The sequence below is a fragment of the Microbacterium sp. SL62 genome, from assembly GCF_026672635.1.
Lineage (GTDB): Bacteria > Actinomycetota > Actinomycetes > Actinomycetales > Microbacteriaceae > Microbacterium > Microbacterium testaceum_A.
On the sequence record NZ_JAPPRM010000001.1, the window covers coordinates 1 to 25,300 of the forward strand.

Genomic DNA, 25,300 nt, shown 5'->3' on the forward strand with positions numbered 1-25,300 from the left:
CCGGCGGTGTCCTACTCTCCCACAGGGTCCCCCTTGCAGTACCATCGGGGCTGAGAGGCTTAGCTTCGGGGTTCGGAATGTAACCGGGCGTTTCCCTCTCGCTATGGCCGCCGAAACACTATTGATGTTTCAAAACCAACAACGACATGATCATTGTTGAGTTCCCGACCGTACATCGAGAACCACCAGTGGACGCAAGCACCAAAAACAGGTGTGTTATCAAGTCATCGGCTTATTAGTACCGGTCAGCTTCACGTATTACTACGCTTCCACATCCGGCCTATCAACCCAGTAGTCTGGCTGGGAGCCTCTCACCATAAATGGTATGGAAGTCTCATCTTGAGGCCGGCTTCCCGCTTAGATGCTTTCAGCGGTTATCCATCCCGAACGTAGCTAATCAGCGGTGCTCCTGGCGGAACAACTGACACACCAGAGGTTCGTCCAACCCGGTCCTCTCGTACTAGGGTCAGATCCTCTCAAACTTCCTACGCGCGCAGCGGATAGGGACCGAACTGTCTCACGACGTTCTAAACCCAGCTCGCGTACCGCTTTAATGGGCGAACAGCCCAACCCTTGGGACCTACTCCAGCCCCAGGATGCGACGAGCCGACATCGAGGTGCCAAACCATGCCGTCGATATGGACTCTTGGGCAAGATCAGCCTGTTATCCCCGAGGTACCTTTTATCCGTTGAGCGACAGCGCTTCCACAAGCCACTGCCGGATCACTAGTCCCGACTTTCGTCCCTGCTCGACCTGTCAGTCTCACAGTCAAGCTCCCTTGTGCACTTACACTCGCCACCTGATTGCCAACCAGGTTGAGGGAACCTTTGGGCGCCTCCGTTACATTTTGGGAGGCAACCGCCCCAGTTAAACTACCCACCAGGCACTGTCCCTGAACCGGATCACGGTCCTAAGTTAGATATCCAGAGTGACCAGAGTGGTATTTCAACAATGACTCCACACTCACTGGCGTGAATGCTTCACCGTCTCCCACCTATCCTACACAAGCCACACCGAACACCAATACCAAGCTGTAGTAAAGGTCACGGGGTCTTTCCGTCCTGCTGCGCGTAACGAGCATCTTTACTCGTAATGCAATTTCGCCGAGTTCGCGGTTGAGACAGTTGGGAAGTCGTTACGCCATTCGTGCAGGTCGGAACTTACCCGACAAGGAATTTCGCTACCTTAGGATGGTTATAGTTACCACCGCCGTTTACTGGGGCTTAAATTCTCAGCTTCGCCTTGCGGCTAACCGGTCCTCTTAACCTTCCAGCACCGGGCAGGCGTCAGTCCGTATACATCGTCTTGCGACTTGGCACGGACCTGTGTTTTTAGTAAACAGTCGCTACCCACTAGTCTCTGCGGCCACCACACCCTTTCGGAGCAAGTCCTAATAAGTGGATGGCCCCCCCTTCTACCGAAGTTACGGGGGCATTTTGCCGAGTTCCTTAACCACGATTCTCTCGATCTCCTTGGTATTCTCTACCTGACCACCTGAGTCGGTTTGGGGTACGGGCGGCTAGAACCTCGCGTCGATGCTTTTCTCGGCAGCATAGGATCACCCACTTTTTATCCGCATCGTGTCTCAGCCTGTATGAGTGACGGATTTGCCTATCACTCGGCCTACGCACTTGCACCAGGACTACCATCGCCTGGCTTGGGCTACCTTCCTGCGTCACACCTGTTAATACGCTAGCCGCACCAGCATGGGGTCGAGCGTTCACACGGACGCGTCTCACCCCGAAGGGATCAACAACATTCCGAGCTAGGACTCTTAGCACCACTGGATTAGCTTGGGCGGTTCTTCGCCGGTACGGGAATATCAACCCGTTGTCCATCGACTACGCCTGTCGGCCTCGCCTTAGGTCCCGACTTACCCAGGGAAGATTAGCTTGACCCTGGAACCCTTGGTCTTTCGGAGGACGTGTTTCTCACACGTCTTTCGCTACTCATGCCTGCATTCTCACTCGTGTAGCGTCCACGGCTGGGTCACCCCGCCGCTTCACTCGCCACACGACGCTCTCCTACCCATCAACACGGCTGGACCACGAAGGCCTACCAAAAATGTCAATGCCACAACTTCGGTGGCGTGCTTGAGCCCCGTTACATTGTCGGCGCGGAATCACTTGACCAGTGAGCTATTACGCACTCTTTCAAGGGTGGCTGCTTCTAAGCCAACCTCCTGGTTGTCAAAGCAACTCCACATCCTTTCCCACTTAGCACGCGCTTAGGGACCTTAGTTGGTGGTCTGGGTTGTTTCCCTCTCGACTATGAAGCTTATCCCCCACAGTCTCACTGCTGCGCTCTCACTTACCGGCATTCGGAGTTTGGCTGACGTCAGTAACCTTGTAGGGCCCATCGGCCATCCAGTAGCTCTACCTCCGGCAAGAAACACGCAACGCTGCACCTAAATGCATTTCGGAGAGAACCAGCTATCACGAAGTTTGATTGGCCTTTCACCCCTATCCACAGCTCATCCCCTCAGTTTTCAACCTAAGTGGGTTCGGTCCTCCACGACGTCTTACCGTCGCTTCAACCTGGCCATGGATAGATCACTTCGCTTCGGGTCTAGGACACGCGACTGAATCGCCCTATTCAGACTCGCTTTCGCTACGGCTACCCCACTCGGGTTAACCTCGCCACGTATCGCTAACTCGCAGGCTCATTCTTCAAAAGGCACGCTGTCACCCCTACTAAGGAGGCTCCAACGGTTTGTAAGCAAACGGTTTCAGGTACTATTTCACTCCCCTCCCGGGGTACTTTTCACCTTTCCCTCACGGTACTTGTCCGCTATCGGTCACCTGGGAGTATTTAGGCTTATCAGGTGGTCCTGACAGATTCACACGGGATTTCTCGGGCCCCGTGCTACTTGGGATACTCTTCACGCCAAGAACAGGCATTTCGACTACGGGGTTCGCACCCTCTATGACCGGCCATTCAAAACCGTTCGTCTATACCCTCTTGTCACGTCGATCATTCGGCAGAACAATCAGAAAAGTCCCACAACCCCCAACATGCAACGCCTGCCGGCTATCACACACGCTAGGTTTAGCCTCTTCCGGTTTCGCTCGCCACTACTTACGGAATCGCTTTTGCTTTCTCTTCCTGTGGGTACTGAGATGTTTCACTTCCCCACGTTCCCTCTACCCGCCCTATATATTCAGGCGGGAGTCACCAGGTACGCACGCGCCCTGGCGGGGTTTCCCCATTCGGACACCCTCGGATCAAAACTCGCTTATCAGTTCCCCGAGGCTTATCGCAGATTGCTACGTCCTTCTTCGGCTCCAGATGCCAAGGCATCCACCGTTTGCTCTTAAAGACTTGAAATCACATGAGTTGAATCGTCAAAAAATTGACTAATGATCTTTAAGATCATCTTCACGACACAAACCAAAAGGCTCATGTCGAAGATGCTCGCGTCCACTGTGTAGTTCTCAAAGTACGGGCGGTACCCACCCCAGCCACCGGAACACCGGTACCGAAGCAGGCCCTCGAGGAACAGCCACCAACCACCACCAGCCATACGACTGACGCGATCAGCGCCCGGCCCCTCAGGACCCAACAGCGTGCATGTATCGACAACTCCGAACCAGATCGTTCCAGTGGCAAGCCACGTACTAAACCCGAGAACCTCGTCCCCGACACCAAGTCAAATGTTCCACCCATGAGCTAACCGGCAGACACATTCGGTCTGATCCGGCGCCTGAACAACCCCATTACAGGGCGTCAGATGCTCCTTAGAAAGGAGGTGATCCAGCCGCACCTTCCGGTACGGCTACCTTGTTACGACTTAGTCCTAATTACCGATCCCACCTTCGACGGCTCCCTCCACAAGGGTTGGGCCACCGGCTTCAGGTGTTACCGACTTTCATGACTTGACGGGCGGTGTGTACAAGACCCGGGAACGTATTCACCGCAGCGTTGCTGATCTGCGATTACTAGCGACTCCGACTTCATGAGGTCGAGTTGCAGACCTCAATCCGAACTGGGACCGGCTTTTGGGATTCGCTCCACCTCACGGTATTGCAGCCCTTTGTACCGGCCATTGTAGCATGCGTGAAGCCCAAGACATAAGGGGCATGATGATTTGACGTCATCCCCACCTTCCTCCGAGTTGACCCCGGCAGTATCCCATGAGTTCCCACCATTACGTGCTGGCAACATAGAACGAGGGTTGCGCTCGTTGCGGGACTTAACCCAACATCTCACGACACGAGCTGACGACAACCATGCACCACCTGTTTACGAGTGTCCAAAGAGTTGACCATTTCTGGCCCGTTCTCGTATATGTCAAGCCTTGGTAAGGTTCTTCGCGTTGCATCGAATTAATCCGCATGCTCCGCCGCTTGTGCGGGTCCCCGTCAATTCCTTTGAGTTTTAGCCTTGCGGCCGTACTCCCCAGGCGGGGAACTTAATGCGTTAGCTGCGTCACGGAAACCGTGGAATGGTCCCCACAACTAGTTCCCAACGTTTACGGGGTGGACTACCAGGGTATCTAAGCCTGTTTGCTCCCCACCCTTTCGCTCCTCAGCGTCAGTTACGGCCCAGAGATCTGCCTTCGCCATCGGTGTTCCTCCTGATATCTGCGCATTCCACCGCTACACCAGGAATTCCAATCTCCCCTACCGCACTCTAGTCTGCCCGTACCCACTGCAGGCCCGAGGTTGAGCCTCGGGATTTCACAGCAGACGCGACAAACCGCCTACGAGCTCTTTACGCCCAATAATTCCGGATAACGCTTGCGCCCTACGTATTACCGCGGCTGCTGGCACGTAGTTAGCCGGCGCTTTTTCTGCAGGTACCGTCACTTTCGCTTCTTCCCTGCTAAAAGAGGTTTACAACCCGAAGGCCGTCATCCCTCACGCGGCGTTGCTGCATCAGGCTTTCGCCCATTGTGCAATATTCCCCACTGCTGCCTCCCGTAGGAGTCTGGGCCGTGTCTCAGTCCCAGTGTGGCCGGTCACCCTCTCAGGCCGGCTACCCGTCGACGCCTTGGTGAGCCATTACCTCACCAACAAGCTGATAGGCCGCGAGCCCATCCCAGACCGAAAAATCTTTCCAAACACGACCATGCGATCACGTCTCATATCCAGTATTAGACGCCGTTTCCAGCGCTTATCCCAGAGTCCAGGGCAGGTTGCTCACGTGTTACTCACCCGTTCGCCACTGATCCACCAAGCAAGCTTGGCTTCACCGTTCGACTTGCATGTGTTAAGCACGCCGCCAGCGTTCATCCTGAGCCAGGATCAAACTCTCCGTAAAAAAGAAATGCATACAACCACCGGGAAAACGGGGCCGCAGCGAGTTTGAAACTGACCAAAGAAAAACATCATTACTGACGAATTTCACGCCAACCCCCGAAAGGGTTGGACTTTGATCCAAAGGAATTTCTCGCGATCCGAAGACCGACGAGGAATAAATTGGCATTTGACAAGTGCACGCTGTTGAGTTCTCAAGGAACGGACGCACCCACAGAAACGATCTCTCGACCTACCCGTGAGGCAGTTCACTTCAATATGTCCACCATGACGACACGCCGATCACGTCTCGCAAAGACCAAGAAAGGACTTCGCTGCAGTGAGGAGGTGTGCCGATTGGCAGGATCCCAACTGTACACCAAAGAGTCGAAACTCTCAAGTGCTGGTGTTGGGGGGCGGTTCGCTACTTGAGAGGACGCGGGGCCTTTTGGCCGCTCCGCTCTCCCCTGTGGGGCGAACAAGTAATAAGTTACGCGGGAACGACCGACCCGTCGAATCCAGGCACGTCCCGGGCGTGTCGCGCTCGTTCGCGAGGGCTCGACGCGGGTCAGAGATACCTGTCTGGCCCTCCCCACGCGCCGACCCAGGCTTCGAGGTGCGGGCGCGCGCCGACGATGTGCGCGCCCTCCACGCGAACCCTCACGGTGTCGAGCGCGTCATCCGTACCCCAGCGCTTCGCGCGACGACGCGCCCGTCGATTCGCCGCGCGGCCCACGGTCTCACCCTCGCCGGTGACGAACACGACTCCTCCGACCTCGGCACTCGACAGCAGGGCGAGAGCCCTCGCGAAGGGGGCGGCATCCAGGACCACGATCGGCTGCTCGAGTTCGACCGTCACCCGGGGATCGACACCCCCCGCGGGGGTCACCCGCGGGTCGGCCGCGAGCAGGGGTTGGTCGGCGGCATCCGTCACGACGCGCAGATGAGGAAGGGCCGCGAGCAGGGAGTCCACGGAGAGGAAGGCGGCATCGGCGGGGATCCCCGTGGGGAGATGTACTTCCACGTCGATGGCTCGTGACAGCAATCCACGGGGCCGCGACCCTTCGATCGGGATCTTCTCGGCCAGGCTGAGGGTCTGCCTGTTGCCCTGCGCGGCGTGCTCCTCGGGGCGGCCGGCCCAATCGGGACCGTCGTGCCAGGCCACGGCATCCGGAACGTGAGCGAGCACTCCCCCCGCCTGCCACGCGCGGTGCGCCCACTCCCAGTCTTCTCCGCCGTAGGTGGAGAACGTCTCGTCGAACCCGCCCACCTCTTCGAAGAAGGCCCGGGAACACGCGAGTACCGCGCTGATGACGTGGCGGTACGACCGGTCGTCGGCGTCCAGCAGATTTCGACTCGCGGCATAGGCGTCGCGGAGCCAGGCCGGCTCGGTCAACTCGCGAACCGGGCCGAGCGCGGCGATCGGCGCGTCGACGCTCGCTCCCGCCAGGTCGGCGTGACGCCGTCGCCCCACGGTCACCGCCTCGAGGAGCAACGCGGGCAGGCGCGTGAGCCGGCGAACGTAATCCGGCTCCGGCGTCGTGTCGGCATCGAGGAAACACAGCACGTCACCGGATGCCGCCGCTGCTCCGAGGTTCCGCGCCGCGGCGGCACGGAAGCCGCGGTCTTCCTGGCGGACCAGACGCACCCCCGCGGGCACGACCGGCGTCTCGGCCGAACCGTCGTCGGCCACGATGACCTCGAGACGGTCAGCCGGGTGGTCCTGGCGAGCGAGCGCGATGAGGGTGCGCTGCAGCTCGGTCGGCTGGGCGTAGTGCGTGACGATCACACTCACGCGCGGAGGCTCGGGCTCGCGGTGAGCGAGCAGGTCCCAGCGGTTGCCGGGGACCCACGGCATCCGGTCGTTCCAGGTGTCGCTCATGCGGTGAGGGCTCCCCACCAGTCCAGGTAGGCGCGAGCGGCGTCGCTTCGCCCGAAGGGCACGGGATGGATGCCGTGCCACGTGCTGTCACCGGTGGCGCGCGCGAACGCGATGGCGTCGGCGAGGCCCGCCTCGTCGACCGTGCTCACCGTGCCGGGGCGGAGAGCGGCCATCTCGTCCACGTACCGGTTGCGCACGGCGAGAGGGCGACGCCCCCAGCCGATCCACGAGGCGAGAGAGCCGGAAGCGGAGACATGGCGGTGCGCGATCACGGGGACGGCGACGCGGCGGACACGGGAGGCCATGTCGGCCTCGTCGAGCCAACCGGTGACCTCGACAGCGACCCCGGCTGCCGCGGCCCGCCCGACGAAGGCGGAGAGGTCGTCGGCATGTCCGTCCGAGGCGCGACCGAGCACGGTCAGCCTCTTCACACCCGCTTCTGCAGCGGCAGCGAGCGCCTCGTCGTGCCCCTTGCCGGGGTAAAAGTAGCCGAGCACGCCGACGGACTCGTCGGGAACGGGGCGCTCTCCGACCGGCGAGGACTCCACCGGCAGGGGAACGACCTCGACGGGGCCGGTCCAGACTCCTTCTTCGCGGAGAAGGCTGCGCTCATGGGCGCTGTTCACGGCGACGCCCACGGCCGCCTCCGTCACCCCGCGGTAGAACGCCCGGCGACGCGGGAGGTTGCGCGGTCCGTCGGAGGACTGGGGCACGTCGTGGAGGGTGACGGTGAGCGGGTGGCGCCGCGCCAGCTCTCGGACGCGCTCCGTGGCCTCCTCGGGAGAGGCACCCCACAGGCGATCCGTGACGTGAGCGTGCACGGGGGTTCCGGGGACGAGCTCGGCGATCGCGTCGGGGGTCACGACGCGAGTCCCGGGGCTCTCGCGCTGCACCTCGACCGCGATCTCTCGGGCGTAGACGGCGACCCCGTGCGGCCCGGACTGGGCGAGGAGCACGGGGGTGGCATCCATCCCCGGTGTCGGAGCGGTCACGCCGCGGCCGCCCAGGTGCGCAGGAGCGGTGTCATGCGCTCGACGACGGCGGCGAGCAGGGCGGGCCGTTCGCGGTAGTAGGCGAGGTGCGCCTCGCGCACGACAGCCGCGGCGAGCGTTTCGCCGGCGACGATCCAGTCCTCTCGAGGGGCCTCATCGAGCGCCCACGCGTCGACGACCCAGGATTCGAGCGGCGCACGCACCGAAGCGAGGATGGGGCGGCCGGGATCGGCACCCCCGCCAGGGTTTCCCAGAGCCGCGGCGATGCGCTCGCCGAGCGGCAGGAAGACGGCGTTGCCCGGATGATTGACGGTTCGCATCAGGTCGGCGACGACGGGGACGAAGAGGTCGGATGCCACGATGTCGAGGCCCATCCCCTCGCGGCGCCGCAGTTCGGCGGCGGAGGCGTCGGCGATCGAGCGGACGGCGGCCGGGGGAAGCATCGCGGGAACGGAGAGCCCCGCTGCCTCGGCGACGGTGCGCACGTCGTGATAGGCGACCAGCGGCGGGTCCTCGGGGAACGCGGGAAGGCGCAGGACGGCTTGGAAGGGATGCAGGCCCGCGTACCGGATGGCGGGAACGGTCACCGACCGCGCGCCGGCGGAAAGCGACCCGCGCAACTGCGCGGTGCCCAGGGGCAGGCCGCGGTAGTCGTCGCGAATGGGCTGGGCGACCAGGAACGCCGCCTTCGAGAGCAACGCGTGCAGTCGAGCGGTGTCGGCGGCGTCGAGCTCGTGCACGGCGGGCACCCGGATCGCGGGCAGCGCATCGGACGAGACCACGAGGCGCAGCGACTCGGCCTGGCAATTGCCGACGACGATGCCGAAGCCCGCGGGCGGTGTCTCATCGCCGAAGAAGGCGGCATAGTGCGCTCGTCGCGCTATCACCGCGTCACCGTGGTCCGCAAGGCTGTTCAGCCCCGCTCTCTTGCCACCCATGATGAGGAACGTATCCGTCGGTGCCATCGTCGTCACAACCGCCCCGTTGCATTGCGATGTGCCTGGTGATGCGGTACGCGCATCCCTACGCACGCAACGCTTCGAGGAGGACAAGATCGTCGCCACCACCGTCCCCCCGGTCCAGGTCGCGGCCGTTCCCTCGGCCCATCCGTACGTCACCGCCGTCGCGGACCCTGCCCGCGTGCGGCTTCTCGCCGACCCGCCCCCGCCCGGCGCACCCGCCGGTCAGTGGTGGCCGCCCCAGGTCCTGCTCCCCGAATGGCTTGAAGCGCACGCCGCGGAGTTCGACCTCGTGCACGTCCACTTCGGAATCGAGTCCTACACCGCGGACGAGCTCGCGCTCACCGTCGCCGCACTCGAGCGTCTGGGCAAGCCGCTGGTCTACACGGTGCACGACCTCGAGAATCCGCAGCTGTCGTCGCAGGACGCCCACCGGGCCGGTCTCGCGGTGCTGGCGCATGCCGCCGACGAGCTGATCACCTTGACGGCTTCCGCTGCCGACGAGGTGGCCGCGATCACCGGGCGCACCGCCACCGTGGTCGCCCACCCCACACTGCTGGGGGAGGCGGAGCGACCGGTGGGCACCGCCCACGACACCGTGCGCGTCGGAGTCCATCTGCGAGACCTCCGGCCCAACATCGACGGCGTCGCGACAACGGCGACACTCGTGCGCGCGATCGCGGACCTGCGGGCGCAGGGCGCGCGGATCGAAGGCGTCGTGCGCATGAACGAGCGCGTCCGCGACGAGGAGGCCGCGGCATCCATCGTCCTCCTCGCCGAGGGATGCGACGGCGTACGTATCGAGAGAGGGCCGCGGCAGGACGACGACGAGCTCGCCGCCTGGCTCGCGGATCTCGACGCGTGCCTGCTCCCCTATCGCCACGGCACCCAGTCGGGCTGGGCCGAGCTCTGCTACGACCTGGCCGTGCCGGTCGTCGGGACCCGCGTGGGGCACATGGCGGCTCAGCACCCGACCGACTTCCACACCTTCGACCTCGGCGAACCGCTTTCGCTCGAGCGCGCCGTCATCGACGCCACGAGTCCCGCCTGGTCGGTGCCCGGCTCGCGCCGACGCGCCGCCGAGATCGAGCGCCGACGAACCGAACGGCTCCGCGAGCTCGAACACGTGCGCCACGCGCACGTCGAGGTGTACCGCAGAGTCCTCGCACGGGAGCTCGCGGCATGATCCGCGACCAACGCCCCCTGCGCGTTCTCGTCGTGGCCCCCTCGCGCTACGCGCTTCGCCAGCCGCACGCCGGCGGCCTCGAAGCGGCCGTCTGGGACCGCGTGCGCTGGCTGCGGGCCCGCGGTCACGATGTGACCCTGTGCGCCGCCGACGGCTCGGACTTCCTCGGCAACACGGACGAGTTCCGCCTGCCGACGCCCGAGTGGACCCGCCCCGAGGATGCCTCGGACACCGACTACCCGTCGGGGTACGCCGCCGCCGTCGACGCCGCCTTCGACGCCGCGCGCGACCGCTTGGTCGCCGACCGCCACCTCTTCGACGTCGTCGACAACCACAGCCTGCACCCGGCACCCATCCGGTGGAGTCTCGAGGCCGACATCCCCGTCGTCACGACCCTTCACACCCCTCCGCTCGAGCCGCTGCTCGAAGCGGCCGCGGAGGTGCGCGACAGCTCCCACCGCTTCGTCGCGGTGAGCCAGGCCACTGCCCGCGCCTGGTCGGTCGAGGGCGTCGACGCGTTCGTCTTCCCCAACGGCGTCGACACCGAACAGTGGACCCGCGGCGACGGCGGACGATCGTGGGTGTGGTCGGGGCGCGTCGTGCCCGAGAAGGCCCCGCACCTCGCCATCGAGGCCGCCCGCGAGGCGGGCGCGCACATCGTTCTGGCCGGCCGTATCGGCGACGTGGACTATTTCGAGCAGGAGATCGTGCCGCGCCTCGGCGCGCACGCGCGGTACGTCGGCCCTCTGCGACAGCCCGACCTGTGCCGCCTCGTGGGATCGTCGGCGGTTGCTCTCGTCACCCCGATGTGGGAGGAGCCGTTCGGCCTCGTCATCGTCGAGGCCCTCGCCACCGGAACGCCCGTCGCCGCGTTCGACATCGGCGGGGTATCCGAGGTGGTGGCCGGGATCCCGGGAACCACCACGGTCATGCCCGGAGACGTCGTCGCTCTCGCCAAGGCCGCCACGCAGCTGGCCGAGACGGGTGCGCGCGACCCCCTCACCCGCGTGTGGACGCGGCGCGCGACCATCCGCCAGCACTCGCTCGTTCAGCGATACCGCGAGGTCGAACGCGTTCTCGCCCACAGCGCGCAGCCGGTTCCCGCCCGCCGGATGCCGGCGGTGTCGTGGTGATCGGCTGGTACATCCACCACCACGGCTTCGGCCACCTCTCGCGGTTCCTCGCCGTGGCGCCGCACCTGCGGGAGCCGGTCGTGGCGTTCTCGTCGATGCCGCGGCCCGCGGGGCTGCCCGCCGACATCGAATGGATCGATCTGCCCCCGGACGCCGATCCCTTCGAATCCGCGGACGGCACCACCGTCGACCCGCGTGACGCAGAGCCAACCGCGCGGGGCGCCCTGCACTGGGCCCCGCACGAACACCCCGGGCACCGCGCCCGCCTGGCGGCCATCGCCACCGCTGCCGCCGCGCGGGATCTGCGGGCGTTCGTCGTCGACGTCAGCGCCGAGGTGGTCGCGTTCGCGCGCCTCCTGGGGCTGCGCACGATCGCCGTGACCCAGCCGGGCGCGCGCACCGATGCCCCGCACGCCCTCTCCTACTCCCTCGCCGATCGCATCGTCGCTCCGTGGGCGCACGGGGCCGTGGCGACCCCGGCACTGTCGGAGCACTCCGACCGCGTCATGTGGACGGGCGGGATCTCGCGCTTCGACGGGCGCGACGTCGACGGCCCGCGCGACGAGCGGAGCGTGCTGCTGCTCGGCCGGATGCTTGACGACGACGCCCGTCACGAGGTCGTCTCGCTCCTGCGCGATCGCGGATGGGAGGTCACCGCCGTCGGTCACGACGCCGCGTCGCGCATCGACGATCCGTGGCCGCTCCTGACCCGCAGCACGGTCGTGGTCAGCGCCGCGGGGCAGAACAGCGTCGCCGATCTCGCGGCATCCGGCGCCCGCACCGTCGTGATCTCGCAGGAGCGCCCCTTCGACGAGCAGCACCACACGGCCGAGGCCCTCGAACGCTGGGGTCTCGCTCGGCGGGCGGCGGCGGGAATCTCCCCCGCCGACCTCGTCGACCTCGTCGAACGAGCCGCCCGGGACGAGCCGGACTGGTCGCGGTGGCAAGTCGCAGGCGGCGCGCGCCGCATGGCTGCGGCGGTCGAGGCGATCCTCCCGTGAGGACCGCCGTCATCACGGTCGCCTCGGCCGCACGCCGAGAGCACCTCGAGCGGCAGCGCCGCATCCTCGCGGAGGTCGCCGGCGAGATCGTGCGCGTCGAGGCGTGGCTCGACGAGACGCCCCCTGAGGACGCCCCGGATGCTGAGACCCTCACGCTCCATGTGCCGCCGGGGCCGCACGGTCTGCGCGTGGGCGAGGGGCGGAACCGCGCCGCTGCCGCCGCCCTCGGAGCGGGAGCGGAACTGCTGGTTTTCCTCGACGTCGACTGCCTTCCCGGCGCGGGGCTGCTCCCCGCCTACCGGGCAGCCGCGCTGGCGCACCCCGACGCCGTGCTCTGCGGAGCGGTGACGTACCTCTCGAGCGTGCAGCGCCCGGAAACGGCATCCGATCTGCCCTTCCTCGTCCGACCGCACCGCGCCCGCCCCGCCCTTCCCGCGGGTGGGACCCGCGCCGCGTCGCGCGACGAATACGACCTGTTCTGGTCGCTGTCGTTCGCTGTCACCGCCCCGACCTGGAACCGCATCGGCGGCTTCCACCCCGGCTACGAGGGATACGGCGCCGAAGACACCGACCTCGCCTGGACCGCGCGCGAAGCCGACGTCGAGATGCGCTGGGTGGGGGGTGCGGACGCCTTCCACCAGTGGCATCCGGTGTCTTCTCCGCCCTGGCGGCACCTCGACGACATCCTGCGCAACGGGGCGACCTTCCACGAACGGTGGGGTTCGTGGCCGATGGGCGGGTGGCTCGACGCGTTCGCGGCGGCCGGGGCGATCGAGCGGCGCGGCGACGGCTGGGTGCGGGTGCGCTGAGCGGTCGGCTCAGCCCACCACGCTCCGCAACGCATCCACGATCCGCGTCGCGCGCGGGTCATCGGCCTCCATCCAGTTGGTGACGAACGCGAATCCGACCCGGGAATCGAGGTCGGCGAAGGCAACCTGGCCTCCGGCGCCGTCGTGGCCGAAGCTCGAGGGGCCGAGGTAGCGGCGGGCCTCGGAATCGAGCTGGAACCCGGCGGCCCAGCGCGGCCACGGCGCGGGCGCCGCGAAGACCGGTGCACCCGCCGTGCGTTCGCGCGTGACGACCTCGAGGGTGTCGTCCTGGAGCAGACGGACGCCATCGGTCTCGGCCACCGTGGCCGACCACATCGCCGCCAGCGCGCGCGCAGTCGCGACCGCCCCCGCACCGGGGATGACGGCTTCGCGCACGTCGTCGGCGTTGAAGCCGTCATCGGCGGTGACGAGCGTCGCCGGCAACGCTCCGCCGAGGGTCATCGCGCGGTCCAGCCAGTCCATCGTCGCCGGATCGCGTTCGGCCGCCTGCCGGGCCACGAGGGCGTCGAGCGTCGGACCGACGCGCAGATGAGCGGCGGATGCCGCGACCTCGGCCGGCATCCCGAGCCACGCCCCGCCGCCCACGGCCTTGGCCATCGCCGCGAACGCGTCGCCGGGCGCGACACCGCCCGCGCGCCGCACGATTTCGCCCGACAGCCACCCGTGGGTGAGCGCGTGATAGGCCCACCCGTCACCCGGCGACCAAAGGGGCTCCTGGTCGGCGACGATCTGCGCCATCGCCGCGAAATCGAGCAGCTGCTCGCGCGTGACGTCGACGCGCGGAGCGGAGACCCCGGCCCGGTGCGCCAAGACGTCGCCGACGCTCACCCGGCCTTTGCCGTGCGCGGCGAACGCGGGCCAGATGTCGGCGAGAGGGCGGTCCAGATCGAGCAGGCCGGTCTCGACGAGCCGCGCCGCCAGGATCGACATGAGCCCCTTCGTGCACGAGAAGACCACCGTCGGGGTATCGCGCTCCCAGGGCCGGCCGTCGCGACTGTCGGCGGTTCCACCCCAGAGGTCGACCACCGCGCGTCCGTCGACCCGCACCGCGAGAGCCCCGCCCATCTCGGGCAGCCCCTCGAACGCCGCGGCGAAGGCCTCACCGACCACTTCGAAACCGGTCGAGACGGTCCCCTGCACCGCGGTCATCGTCCCGCCTCCGCCACGACGAGGCGATCGTCGTCCCACCGCAGCGGCAGCGGATCGGAGAGGGTTCCGACGAAGACCCCGTCGGTCGTGACGTTCTCGAACGCGAGCATCACGGCTCGGCCCTCGGCGTCAGCGGCGACACGGCCGCTGTACAGGCGCTCGTCGGCGACGAGACGTGCGCGCTCGACCGGATACGGCCCGCGCGGATCATCGAGCGCGACGGCCCAGATCCCGCCGGGCTGCCCCTCGCGCTCCCCCGCCAGGTGCGCGGCGTCGCACGAGAACACCAGCGCCCACCGGCCCGCGATCTGCACGACCTGCGGCACCTCGAGGTGCGCGAAACCCGCACCGGGGGCGCTCCGCGGGGGACGGACCTCCCAGTGGTGCAGGTCAGCGGACCACGCGTGGCCGATGACCCCCCGATCACGCTCGCGGCCCTCGCGGGAGCGGGCGGTCACGAGCATGTGCCACCCGTCGCCGTCGGGATCGGCGAACACCCACGGGTCGCGCCACGCCTCTTCGTGCCAGGTTCCCGCGTCGAGGGTCTCGTACCAGCGAGGATCGGCAGCCACCACGACCTCGGGATCCTTGACCCACGTAGCGAGGTCGGTCGAGGCCGCGGCGAGCACCGTCTCGACGTTGGTGATCTCGCCGTCGCGGAGGAATCGCGAGCCCGTGTAGAACATGCGCCAGTCGGCATTCGCCCCCACGATGCTCCCGGTCCAGGTGGCCGTGGCATCCGGAGCATCGCCGCCCGAGGGCTCGAGCACCGTTCCGTGCACGGTCCACGAACGCAGGTCATCGCTCGTGGCGTAGCCGACGCTGGCGTTTCGGTGACGCAGGTCGGGGTCACCGAGGCTCATCGGTGCCTGCAGGAACATCATGTGGTGGGTGTCGCCGTCGCGGGCGAGCCAGAAATCCCAGACCCAGTGGTCGGGCAGCGTGAACGTCATGAGATCCGTTTCGAGAGGAGGAGGGGCGATCAGCCCTTGACGGCGCCCTGCACGAGCGCGCGGATGAACTGCCGCTGGAAGACGAGGAACAGCAGCACCGCCGGGGTGATGATGATGAGTGCGCCGGCGTTGAGCAGGGGAATACTCAGGGAGTACTGACCCTGGAAGAACGTCAGCGCGCCCGCCACGGTGCGCTGCAGCGGGTCGGCGATGAGCACGACAGGCAACAGGAACTGGTTCCACGTCCAGATGAACAGCAGGATGGCCAGCGCCGAGAGGGCGGGAGCGGCCAGCGGCAGCTGGATGCTGCGGAACTCGCGCCAGATCGAGGCGCCGTCGACCCGCGCGGCCTCGGAGAGCTCGCGCGGCACGTTGATGAAGTGCGCGCGCATCCAGAAGACGCCGAACGGCATGTACAGCCCGATCAGCGGGAAGATCACGGCCCACGGGGTGTTCACGGTGCCCATCGACTGCGCCTGGTAGTACAGCGGGATGATCAGCGCCTCGAACGGGATCGTGAGGCCCAGGACGAAGAAGACCAGGATGCCGCGGCCGAAGCGCACCTGCAGCGACCCCAGCGCGAAGCCGGCGAGGGTGGCCGCGATGAGGCTCGCCGGCACGACACCCAGCACGATGACCAGGCTCGAGCCCATGAGCTGCCAGACGTGACCCGTCTCGAACGCGGTGGCGAAGTTGCCCCACTGCGGATCGGTGGGCCAGGTCAGACCGGTGGGATTGCGTTCGGCCGGCTGCAGGGCGGCGGAGAACATGCTGATCAGGGGCAGCAGCGTCACGATCGCGGCGACGCTGAGAAGGACGATGCCGAGCAGGCGCTCGGTGCGGCTGGCGATCACGAGTCGCTCGCTCTCGAGAGGCGTTGGATGGGGAGCACGACCACCAGCACCAGCACCATCAGCACGATGCCGAAGGCCGAGGCCAGGCCCACGTCGCTCTGGGTGAACCCGATGCGGAAGATCGACAGACCCGGCACGAGCGTCGCGCGCCCGGGTCCGCCCTGGGTGGAGGTGTAGATGATGTCGAAGCTCGACAGGGCGGCGATCACCGTGACGGTGACCAGCACCGCGATCTCCTGACGGAGCCCGGGCAGGGTGATGGTGAAGAACTCTCGCCACCAGCCCGCGCCGTCGAGGCGGATCGCCTCGTACAGCGACACGTCGATCTTGCCGAGACCGGTCAGCAACAGCACGGTGCACAGGCCCGTGAGCACCCACGAACCGATGAGTCCCACCGCCGGCAGGGCCGTGCCGTAGTCGGCGAGCCACGGGCGGGTGATCCAGCCGAGGCCGAGCCACCCGAGGATCTGATTGACCGCGCCGGTCTGGGCGTACATCCACGACCAGGCGATGCCGGCGGCGGCGAGGGGGATGATCTGCGGCAGGAACAGAACCGTCTGGGCGGTGGCCGCGAAGGCTTTGTTCCGGATGCCGCGGATCAGGGTCGACAGCACGAGACCCAGCCCCACCGGGATGAAGGTGAAGAAGGCGATCAGGATGAAGGCGTTGCGGATGGCGCCGAGCAGGTCGGGGTCGGTGAAGACGGTGAGGTAGTTGTCGACGCCGACCCAGCGGGCGACGCCGATGCCGTTCCAGTCGTAGAACGAGTACTGCACGCCTTGGATGAGGGGCCACACCACGAACGCGACGTAGAAGCCCAGGGCAGGAATCAGCAGGAGCCACCCGACGAGGGCCGCCCGCCGGGCCACCGCGCGTGCGGCGGCCCGGCGAGGGGGTGCGGTCGTCGTCGCCGCATCGGCGTCGGCGGTTCGGGGGGCCGCCGCGACGGCGACCGCACGATCGGTCATTACTTGCCGACCTCGCTCTCGTAGAACTTCTGCACCCGGTCGACGAAGTCCTGGCCGGTGATCTGGCTGGTCACGAGCAGCTGCGACTCGGGGATGATCGAGCCGGCGTAGATGCCCGCCGTGGTGTTGGCCATGAAGTCGACCTGTCCGTTCTCGGCACCGATCTGCGCCGACATCTTCAGCGCGTTCTCGATGAGCGAGCCGGACTCGACCTTCGGCAGCTCCTGGGCCGGGTCGCCGCCGGGAGAGGCGCCCGTGACGTCGACGATGATCTGACGCGCAGTGGGGTCGGTGTGCACCCAGTTGAGGAAGTACACGATCTCGTTGATGTGCGGGGACTTCGCCGCGACCGAGAACGAGTTCGCCGCACCCATCGCGACGTGGTCGGCGCCCTTTTCCGCCGGCGGGACGAGGAAGAACTCGACATTGGACCCGAGGGCTTTCTGGTAGTTCGCCGCCTCCCAGTTGCCGTTGAACGTGAACAGCCCCTCGCCCGCCGAGAAGCGGCTGGTGAAGGTGAAATAGTCGATCGCGTTGATGTCGGAGGGGAAGTAACCGGCATCCGCCCACTTGCGCACGAGCTCGGCACCCTGCACGTTGCCGGATTCGTCGTAACGCGCGCCGGGCTCATTGAACATCCACGACAAGAACTGGTCCTTGTCGACGTACTGGTTCATCGCGGCCTGCACCACGAAGTTGACGACGCCGTCCTTGTCGCCGGCCATGATCGGCAGGACTCCCCCGGCCTTCGCCTTCGCCATGTCGTCTTCGAGCTCAGCGAGGGTCTGCGGCGGGGAGTCGATGCCCAACTGGTCCGCGAGGGTCGTGTTCATGTAGATGCCGGTGATGCTGTAACCGAGGCCGAGCTGGTACAGCGAGCCGGATCCGCGTACGCCGTCCGCGCTCATGCGCAGCGGCGCGAGCTGGGACGCCGGCCAGGTGCTCCAGCCGTACGCGTCGAAGTACGGGTCGAGGTTGGCCACGAGGCCGTCACGCACCGTGTCGCCCAGGGTGGGGAGGCGGATGAGGTCGGGCGGGGTGGAGCTGGCGAGCAGCTTCGGCGCGTTCGCGGTGAGGTTCTGGAACGTGTCGCGGTTGATCGTGAACGTCACATTGGGGTGCTGCTTGGTGAATTCCTCGGTCAGCTTGTCGGTGACCGGGAATCCCGTCTCATCGGCGATCGTGAGCTGAACGGGGTCGCTGGTGAGTTCTGTACTCACCTGGGCATCGGTCTGTGCGGCGGGAGCGGAGCTGCCGGGTGCGCATCCGGTCAGCGCGGCGCCGGTCAGACCCGCGATGGTCAGCAGCGCCAGGGATGCCCCTCTGCGACGGCGCGGGGAACGGGGGTTCATGTCGACTCCTTCGTCAATGCTGCGTAGCCGGCGCTCGGGTGGTTCCGGCGTCGGACTTTCTGGTGCGCTACCCTTTGCTGAAAGGATTTAGCAGCATCATTTACGCAGACGTCCGTGACGCTGTCAAGATCACTGCGAAGATCGTTACCGCGGCACCGGCGCCGCAGAACGGGGAGCATCGATGGGCAAGAGGGTCACGCTGGCTGACGTCGCCCGCCTCGCCGGGCTCTCCCCGGCCGCGGCCTCGATGATCCTGAACGGTCGGCCCGACACCCGCCTGTCGAAGGACGCGCACGAGCGCGTCCACGCCGCTGCGGCGGAGCTGGGATACCGACCCAACATGGCGGCACGGGCCCTTCGGACCGACACGTCGCACACCGTGGGATTCGTCTCCGACCTCGTCGCCACGACGCGCTTCGCGAGCGGCCTGATCAAGGGCGCGCTGGGTGCCGCCGAGGCAGCCGGGCAGGTGGTGCTCGTGGCGGAGACCGGCGGAGAGCCCGAGCGAGAGGCCGAAGCGGTCTCGGCCCTGTTGGATCGTCAAGTCGACGGGATCATCTTCGCCTCGATGCGCGCTCGAGAGACGTTCGTCCCGCCCCTGCCGACGGGGCTGCGCACGGTCATGCTCAACGCGACCAATGAACTGCACGGATGCAGCGTCCTGCCGGACGAGGAGACCGGTGGACGCCGCGCGATCGAACTCCTGGTGGAGGCGGGCATCCGCGACGGCATCCTCCTTCTCGGGTACGACGCGGACGCAGAACGCGACCTCTTCCGCTCCGACACCGTCGCTGCGCGCGTTCGGGGAATCTCAGCGGCGATGTCCGACGCCGGAGCGAGCTTTCTGCACGAAGAGTCGATCTGGCTGTGGGAGCCCGCCCCTGGTTACGAGTTCACCGCGCGCCTGCTCAACGACGGAATGCGCCCTCGGGCGATCGTGTGCCTGAACGACCGGCTCGCTTTCGGCGCACTCCAGGCTCTCGGCGATGCGGGACTCCGCGTCCCCGAGGACGTCTCGCTCGTGTCGTTCGACAATGACGAGCTCGCCGCCTACCTCCGCCCGGGCCTCACGACCATCGGCTTGCCACACGAGGAGATGGGGCGCCGTGCGGTCGAGCTGCTGCTCACGCCGGGCGGTCCCCCCGTCGGTCGTCACCTCGTGGACATGCCGGTGGTGGTTCGGGAGTCGATCCAACCGAGGTGATCCGCGCGGCGAGCCCGAAGTCGCGGGCGCGGGCCCCATCATCGACGCCGCGATCGCCGCCCTGCCGCGGGCCCTCGACCTCCCCGCCCCCGAGGTCGTCGCCTCGGGCCTCGGCGCCGACATCGTCTCGATCGGCGCGGTCGCCGCCGCCGTCGAGGCGGCGCGCGAGAACGCCCTCGACCTGCCCGTCTTCGCGCTGCCCGAGGATCGTGCGCGGGCGTGAGCCACGGCATCCGGAGCGACAGGACAACCCCCGCGGCGCGAATCGCGCGGACGGATAGCGTCGAGGGGTCCGGTCCGATCCCCGGACAGGTGGAGGCCCCATGGCTGGGTGGCCCGAACACGTCATGTGGTGGCACGTCTACCCGCTCGGCTTCGTCGGCGCACCGATCCGCGACGGCGAGGGGCCGGATGCCGAGATCGAACACCGCCTCGACCGCCTCGAGCCCTGGCTCGACCACGTCATCGAGCTCGGCCTGAACGGGCTGCTGCTCGGGCCGGTGTTCGCGTCGGAGACCCACGGCTACGACACCGTCGACCACCTGCGCATCGACCCGCGCCTCGGCGACGACGGAGGTTTCGACCGCCTGCTCGCGGGGGCGCGGGAGCGCGGCATCCGGGTGCTGCTCGACGGGGTGTTCAACCACGTCGGGCGGGCGCACCCCGCCTTCCGCGACGCGTCGGAGGACGGACCGCAGTTGTTCCGCGGCCGCTGGGTCGACGGAACCTTCGAGGCCGGGGTGTTCGAGGGGCACGGCGCGCTCGTCGCCCTCGACCACTCGTCGCCAGCGGTCGCCGACCTCTTGGTCGACGTCATGTGCCACTGGCTCGAGCGCGGGATCGACGGGTGGAGGCTGGATGCCGCGTACGCGGTGCCGACCGAGTTCTGGGCCGAGGTGCTGCCGCGCGTGCGCGAGAGGTTCCCGGAGGCGTGGTTCGTCGGCGAGGTCATCCACGGGGACGGACCCGCGATCGTGCGCGCCTCGACGATGGACTCGCTGACGCAGTACGAGCTGTGGCAGGGCATCTGGCACGGCATCGCCGACGGCAACCTCTTCGAGCTGAGCCACGCGATCGAGCGGCACGACGAACTGCTCGCGACCTTCGCCCCGCAGACCTTCGTCGGCAACCACGACGTCACCCGCATCGCCTCGGCCATCGGACCCGACCTCGTGCCGCACGCCCTCGCCGTGCTCTTCACCGTCGCGGGGACCCCGTCGGTCTACGCCGGCGACGAGTTCGGGTGGACCGGGGTGAAGGAAGAGCGCGAGGGCGGCGACGACGCGGTGCGGCCGGAGTTCCCGGCATCCGCCGCGGAGGCCGGCGAGGTGGACGAGCGGATCCTCGAAGCGCACCGGGCGCTCATCGCGCTGCGCCGCCGCAAGCCGTGGCTGTGGCGGGCGCACACCGACGTGGTCGAGGTGGCCAACGCCGCGATCGTGCTGCGTACCGCCGTGGGAGACGACGCGGTGGTGGTCGCGCTGAACATCGGCGACGAGCCGACGTCGGTGCCGGCCGCCGACGCGCGCACGATCGCCACCGGTGACGGCACCCTCGCCGACGGGCGGGTCGAGCTCGGCCCGCGCGGGTGGGCGGTGCTGGAGGGCTGAGCGTCAGGCGCCGGCGCGAAAGCGGTGCTCCGGGCGACCGGTCGACCCGTACCGCAGGCTCACTTGCACGAGCCCGCGCTCGGCGAGAGCGGTGAGGTGGCGCTGCGCCGTGGCACGCGACACCCCGATGCGCTCGGCCACCTCGGTCGCCGACGCCTCGTCGGCGCCGAGGGCGGCGAGGACGGTCTGCTCGGTCGCCGAGCGCGCGAGCGAGGGTCCGTCGCGCTCGCCCCGCATCGCCGCGGCCGCTCGGTCGATGTCGTCCTGCGACAGCGGGCGCGAACTCGACAGCAGATTGCGGTATCGGGCGAAGCGGTCGAGGCGCTCGGCGAGCACCCGCGTATCGAACGGCTTGACGAGATAGGCCAGCGCGCCGGCCGAGAACGCGCGGCGCACGGTCGCGGCATCCGTCGCCGCCGACAGCACGAACGCGTCGACGTCGAGCGAGCGCACGAGCTCGATGCCGTCACCGTCGGGCAGGTACACGTCGGCCAGCACGAGGTCGGGCGCGTGCGCGGCGACCGCGGCGCGCGCCTCACCCACCGTGCGCGCGGGCTCGAGCGCGACGAAGCCCGGCCGCGCCGCCACCGCGTCGCGGTGCAGTCCCGCCACGCGGAAGTCGTCGTCGACGACCAGAACCCGGATGCCGTTCACTCGCTCGTTCCCTCTCGCTCGCTCGTCCCGCCTCGCACGCCCGGCAGTCGCGCCGCCACCACCGCGCCGTGGTCACCGCCGCCCGCGTCGACCACCCACACCTCGCCGCCCCGGCGCCGGGCGAACTCGCGCGAGAGCGGGAGTCCGATGCCGAGTCCGTGCACGGCATCCGGATCATCTCCGCGCTCGCGCGGCGCGAAGATCGCCTCGACGTCGGCGATGCCGGGACCCGTGTCGGCCACCGTCAGCACGACCGCGTCGGCGTCGTCGAGCACGCTCACCTCGACCCCGCGGGGTTCGGGAGCGGACGCCGCGGCCGTCACGGCATTGTCGATGAGGTTGCCGAGCACGGCGACCACGTCTTCGACGTCGTCGATCGAGGCGGTCGAGAACGTGTCGTCGGCCACGCGCAGGGCGACGCCGCGCTCACGCGCCGACAGCGCCTTGGCGCCGAGGAACGACTGCAGCATGGGGTCGCCGACGAGTTCGATGCCGGGCACGGCCCAGTCCACCGACCCGCGGTCGACGAGGTCGGCGAGAAACGCTCGCGCTTCGTCGGTGCGGCCGGCGTCGAGAAGACCCACCGCGGCGTGCAGGCGGTTGGCGTTCTCGTGGCGCTGCACCCGCAGGGCATCGCCCATGGCGCGGACGCTGTCGAGACGGCCGGACAGGGCGATGACGTCGGTGCGGTCACGCAGCGTCGCCACCCGGCCGAGCGTGCGCGTTCCGCGTCGCACCGGACGCACGTCGAGGAAGACCACGCGATCACCCAGCGGGAGGCCGCTCGATGAACCCGATCCCGACAGAGCGCCGACGACGGCCGTCGGGAGGCCCAGCTCGTCGAGGCGGTGGCCCACGGCATCCGTGATCCCGAGGAGCCGCTCGGCGGAGGGCGTGCACACCCGCACGACACCCGCGTCGTCGAGGGCGAGCACTCCCTCGTCGGCGCTCTCGAGAACGGCGGTCTGCGTCTGCACGAGCGACACCAGCTCTTCGGGCTGGACGCCGAGGGTCAGTCGCTCGAGTCGGCGGCGCATCAGCAGGGCGACCACGGCCCCGATCGCCACGGCGAGCGCCACGGCGACCGCGATCCCACCGATGAGGGCCGGGAGGTCGTCGAACACGCTCGCGCGCTCGAAACCGACGCTCACCTCACCCACGGGCGCTCCCCCGCCGGGCGGATAGACCGGCACCTTCGCACGGGCCGATTCGCCCAGCGTCCCCGTCTCCCACGTCACGACTTCGCGCCCGGCGAGCGCGTCGGCGAAGCTCGTGCTGACGACCTCGCCCAACCGGTCCGGATCGGGGTGCGCGAGACGGATGCCGTGGTCGTCGGTGATCACGACGAACAGGCCCTGTGTGCGGGCGGTCACGTCGGCCGCGTACTGCTGAAGCTCGCCGCCGCGGAGGCCCGCGGCATCCGGAGTGCCGGGATCGGCCGAGTATTGCGCCACGCGCTCGCGCACCTCGGGCGCTTCGGCCACGGAGCGGGCGATGTTGAGGGCCGAGGAATCCGCCTCGGCCTTGAGCTGCTGCACGCCGAGCCACGCGAAGACGGCGGTGCAGACGGCCACGACCACGAGCTGGGTGGCGATCTGCACGAGAAGCATGCGCGTGGCGAACCTCATGTGCACCTCCTCCGCTCCGCGACCTCATCGTGCGCGAAATGCGCAGAACACACGGTACGCGCATAAGGCCCCGCAATGCGAGCAAGCGCGCGGCCGAGCACCCCGCATCCGTAGTGTCACCGAATCGACGGCGCGCCCCGTGCCGGCATCCACGACGAAGGAGTCGCGATGACCCCCCTGATCCTTGCGGCCGAAGCCGAAGAGTACGCGGTGGCCTACACGCCCGCCGACGGTGTGCTCGTCGCCCTCGGCTTCCTCATGGTCCTGTCGTTCATGGCGCTGATCATGACGCGACGAATGACCCCGATGGTCGCCCTCATCATCGTGCCCACCGTGTTCGGCCTCATCGCGGGCGCCGGCTTCGGCCTGGGCGACATGGTGATCGACGCGATCGGCAAGATGGCCCCCACGGCGGCGCTGCTGCTGTTCGCCATCATGTACTTCGGCATCATGATCGACGTCGGGCTGTTCGACCCGCTGATCCGTGTGATCACGCGCTTCCTCGGGAACGACCCGGCCAAGATCGTGCTCGGTACGGCGATCCTCGCGGGCGCGGTCTCGCTCGACGGCGACGGCTCGACCACCTTCATCATCACCACCTCGGCGATGCTGCCGCTCTACCTGCGCCTGGGTATGAGCCCCGTCGTGCTCACCTGCGTCGCGGGCCTCATGAACGGCACGCTGAACATCGTGCCGTGGGGTGGCCCGACCGTTCGCGCCGCCACCGCCCTGGGGCTCCAGCCCACCGACGTCTTCGTGCCGATGATCCCCTCGCTGCTCGCGGGCCTGGTCGTCTCGCTCGCCTTCGCCTGGTTCCTCGGTCTGTCGGAGCGCAAGCGCCTGGCCGGCTCGATCGACACCGCCAAGATCGACGGCACCGGAGGCTTCGGTCGCCTCGGCGCCCCGAAGATCTTCCGCGGAGCCGAGCACAAGCCCGGCGCCCTCGCGTCGCTGCGCACCGGCAACATCGTCACCGTCCGCGGTGGACAGGGAGCCGTCGCCGCCCCGCAGCTCGTCGAGGCCGCCGACACGGCGATGGCCGACACGATGCTCGACCCCAACCGTGCGACGCTGCGGCCCAAGCTCATCTGGTTCAACCTCGCGCTGACCGTGGCGGTCATGGTGCTGCTGGTGATGGATCTGTTCCCGCTGGCCTTCGTGTTCATGGTCGGCGCCGCGATCGCGCTCGTGGTCAACTTCCCGAAGCTGCGCTCGCAGGCTGACGAGATCGTCGCCCACGCGCCCAGCATCGTCGGGGTCGTGTCGATGGTGCTCGCGGCCGGTGTGCTGGTCGGCGTGCTCAACGGCACGGGCATGGTCACCGCCATGGCCGACTGGATCACCCAGGTCATCCCCTCGTCGATGGGGCCGTTCCTCGCCGTCATCACGGGCGTACTGTCGATTCCGTTCACGTTCTTCATGTCGAACGACGCGTTCTACTTCGGCATCCTCCCGGTGCTCGCCGAGAGCGCCGCGAACTACGGCATCGCCCCGGTCGAGATGGCCCGCGCCTCGATCACCGGCCAGCCGGTGCACCTGCAGAGCCCGCTGGTCCCCGCGATCCTGCTGCTGGTCTCGCTCGCCGGTGTCAACCTCGGCGACCACCACAAGAAGGTGCTGTGGCGCGCGACCGTCGTCTCGCTCGTCATGCTCGCGGTAGGCGTGCTCGTGGGCGCGGTGCCGCTGCTGGGCTGACACCGAACGCAG

Annotated in this window: 17 protein-coding genes and 3 rRNA genes; 7 read left to right on the top strand and 13 right to left on the bottom strand. The window is 67.6% G+C overall.

The features are described from left to right. From rrf to OVA26_RS00030, 6 genes are all read right to left on the bottom strand, one after another. Positions 1 to 115: ribosomal RNA gene (rrf, locus tag OVA26_RS00005) — 5S ribosomal RNA — on the bottom strand; the annotation flags it as partial. A gap of 100 nt (positions 116 to 215) precedes the next feature. Then, positions 216 to 3,328 (bottom strand): 23S ribosomal RNA (locus tag OVA26_RS00010). A gap of 414 nt (positions 3,329 to 3,742) precedes the next feature. Then, positions 3,743 to 5,263: ribosomal RNA gene (locus OVA26_RS00015) — 16S ribosomal RNA — on the bottom strand. A 543-nt stretch (positions 5,264 to 5,806) separates the two neighbouring features. After that, positions 5,807 to 7,120 (bottom strand): glycosyltransferase family 2 protein, encoded by a 1,314-nt coding sequence (locus OVA26_RS00020; RefSeq protein ID WP_268102388.1) that lies wholly within the window; start codon positions 7,118 to 7,120, stop codon positions 5,807 to 5,809. Next, the gene (locus OVA26_RS00025; protein ID WP_268102389.1) at positions 7,117 to 8,112 is read right to left on the bottom strand and encodes a hypothetical protein; all 996 of its coding nucleotides are present in this window, start codon (positions 8,110 to 8,112) and stop codon (positions 7,117 to 7,119) included. Before OVA26_RS00025 ends, OVA26_RS00020 begins: the two co-directional genes overlap by 4 nt. After that, a complete protein-coding gene (locus OVA26_RS00030) occupies positions 8,109 to 9,077 on the bottom strand; it encodes a WcbI family polysaccharide biosynthesis putative acetyltransferase (protein ID WP_268104835.1) in 969 nt (322 codons plus the stop codon). The genes OVA26_RS00025 and OVA26_RS00030 overlap by 4 nt, the downstream gene beginning before the upstream one ends. Positions 9,078 to 9,108: 31 nt before the next feature. Between OVA26_RS00030 and OVA26_RS00035 the strand changes: the two genes are divergently transcribed. The 4 genes from OVA26_RS00035 to OVA26_RS00050 are packed head-to-tail and all read left to right on the top strand — an operon-like array spanning position 9,109 to position 13,200. After that, positions 9,109 to 10,257: a glycosyltransferase gene (locus OVA26_RS00035; protein WP_268102390.1), complete on the top strand. Its 1,149-nt coding sequence runs from the start codon at positions 9,109 to 9,111 to the stop codon at positions 10,255 to 10,257. Continuing rightward, a complete protein-coding gene (locus OVA26_RS00040) occupies positions 10,254 to 11,390 on the top strand; it encodes a glycosyltransferase (RefSeq protein WP_268102391.1) in 1,137 nt (378 codons plus the stop codon). The genes OVA26_RS00035 and OVA26_RS00040 overlap by 4 nt, the downstream gene beginning before the upstream one ends. Next, positions 11,387 to 12,391: a hypothetical protein gene (locus OVA26_RS00045; RefSeq protein ID WP_268102392.1), complete on the top strand. Its 1,005-nt coding sequence runs from the start codon at positions 11,387 to 11,389 to the stop codon at positions 12,389 to 12,391. The genes OVA26_RS00040 and OVA26_RS00045 overlap by 4 nt, the downstream gene beginning before the upstream one ends. Continuing rightward, a complete protein-coding gene (locus OVA26_RS00050; protein ID WP_268102393.1) occupies positions 12,388 to 13,200 on the top strand; it encodes a glycosyltransferase family 2 protein in 813 nt (270 codons plus the stop codon). Before OVA26_RS00045 ends, OVA26_RS00050 begins: the two co-directional genes overlap by 4 nt. 9 nt (positions 13,201 to 13,209) lie before the next feature. On the opposite strand, the gene OVA26_RS00055 is transcribed toward OVA26_RS00050, so the two are convergent. Genes OVA26_RS00055 through OVA26_RS00075 form a run of 5 tightly spaced genes read right to left on the bottom strand, consistent with a single transcriptional unit; the run spans position 13,210 to position 18,497 of the window. After that, entirely contained in the window at positions 13,210 to 14,370 is a 1,161-nt protein-coding gene (locus OVA26_RS00055; RefSeq protein ID WP_268102394.1) for a serine hydrolase domain-containing protein, read from the bottom strand. Then, entirely contained in the window at positions 14,367 to 15,323 is a 957-nt protein-coding gene (locus OVA26_RS00060) for a glycoside hydrolase family 68 protein (RefSeq protein ID WP_268102395.1), read from the bottom strand. The genes OVA26_RS00055 and OVA26_RS00060 overlap by 4 nt, the downstream gene beginning before the upstream one ends. A 29-nt stretch (positions 15,324 to 15,352) precedes the next feature. Beyond that, complete coding sequence (locus OVA26_RS00065) at positions 15,353 to 16,177, bottom strand: carbohydrate ABC transporter permease (protein WP_268102396.1); 825 nt, start codon at positions 16,175 to 16,177, stop codon at positions 15,353 to 15,355. Beyond that, positions 16,174 to 17,145, bottom strand: coding sequence for a carbohydrate ABC transporter permease (locus OVA26_RS00070; protein WP_268102397.1), 972 nt, complete (start codon positions 17,143 to 17,145; stop codon positions 16,174 to 16,176). Before OVA26_RS00070 ends, OVA26_RS00065 begins: the two co-directional genes overlap by 4 nt. Beyond that, entirely contained in the window at positions 17,145 to 18,497 is a 1,353-nt protein-coding gene (locus tag OVA26_RS00075) for an ABC transporter substrate-binding protein (protein WP_268102398.1), read from the bottom strand. Before OVA26_RS00075 ends, OVA26_RS00070 begins: the two co-directional genes overlap by 1 nt. A 181-nt stretch (positions 18,498 to 18,678) precedes the next feature. Between OVA26_RS00075 and OVA26_RS00080 the strand changes: the two genes are divergently transcribed. Together OVA26_RS00080 and OVA26_RS00085 are read left to right on the top strand one after the other, a co-directional pair. Then, entirely contained in the window at positions 18,679 to 19,701 is a 1,023-nt protein-coding gene (locus OVA26_RS00080) for a LacI family DNA-binding transcriptional regulator (protein WP_268102399.1), read from the top strand. Between the two features lie 323 nt (positions 19,702 to 20,024). Continuing rightward, complete coding sequence (locus tag OVA26_RS00085; RefSeq protein ID WP_268102400.1) at positions 20,025 to 21,311, top strand: alpha-amylase family glycosyl hydrolase; 1,287 nt, start codon at positions 20,025 to 20,027, stop codon at positions 21,309 to 21,311. 3 nt (positions 21,312 to 21,314) lie between these two features. Here the strand turns inward: OVA26_RS00085 and OVA26_RS00090 are convergent, their stop codons facing one another. Continuing rightward, complete coding sequence (locus OVA26_RS00090) at positions 21,315 to 21,965, bottom strand: response regulator (RefSeq protein ID WP_268102401.1); 651 nt, start codon at positions 21,963 to 21,965, stop codon at positions 21,315 to 21,317. Then, positions 21,962 to 23,593 (bottom strand): sensor histidine kinase, encoded by a 1,632-nt coding sequence (locus OVA26_RS00095; protein WP_268102402.1) that lies wholly within the window; start codon positions 23,591 to 23,593, stop codon positions 21,962 to 21,964. The genes OVA26_RS00090 and OVA26_RS00095 overlap by 4 nt, the downstream gene beginning before the upstream one ends. Positions 23,594 to 23,761: 168 nt before the next feature. Between OVA26_RS00095 and OVA26_RS00100 the strand changes: the two genes are divergently transcribed. Beyond that, positions 23,762 to 25,288: a CitMHS family transporter gene (locus OVA26_RS00100; protein ID WP_268102404.1), complete on the top strand. Its 1,527-nt coding sequence runs from the start codon at positions 23,762 to 23,764 to the stop codon at positions 25,286 to 25,288. The last annotated feature ends 12 nt before the right edge of the window (positions 25,289 to 25,300 follow it).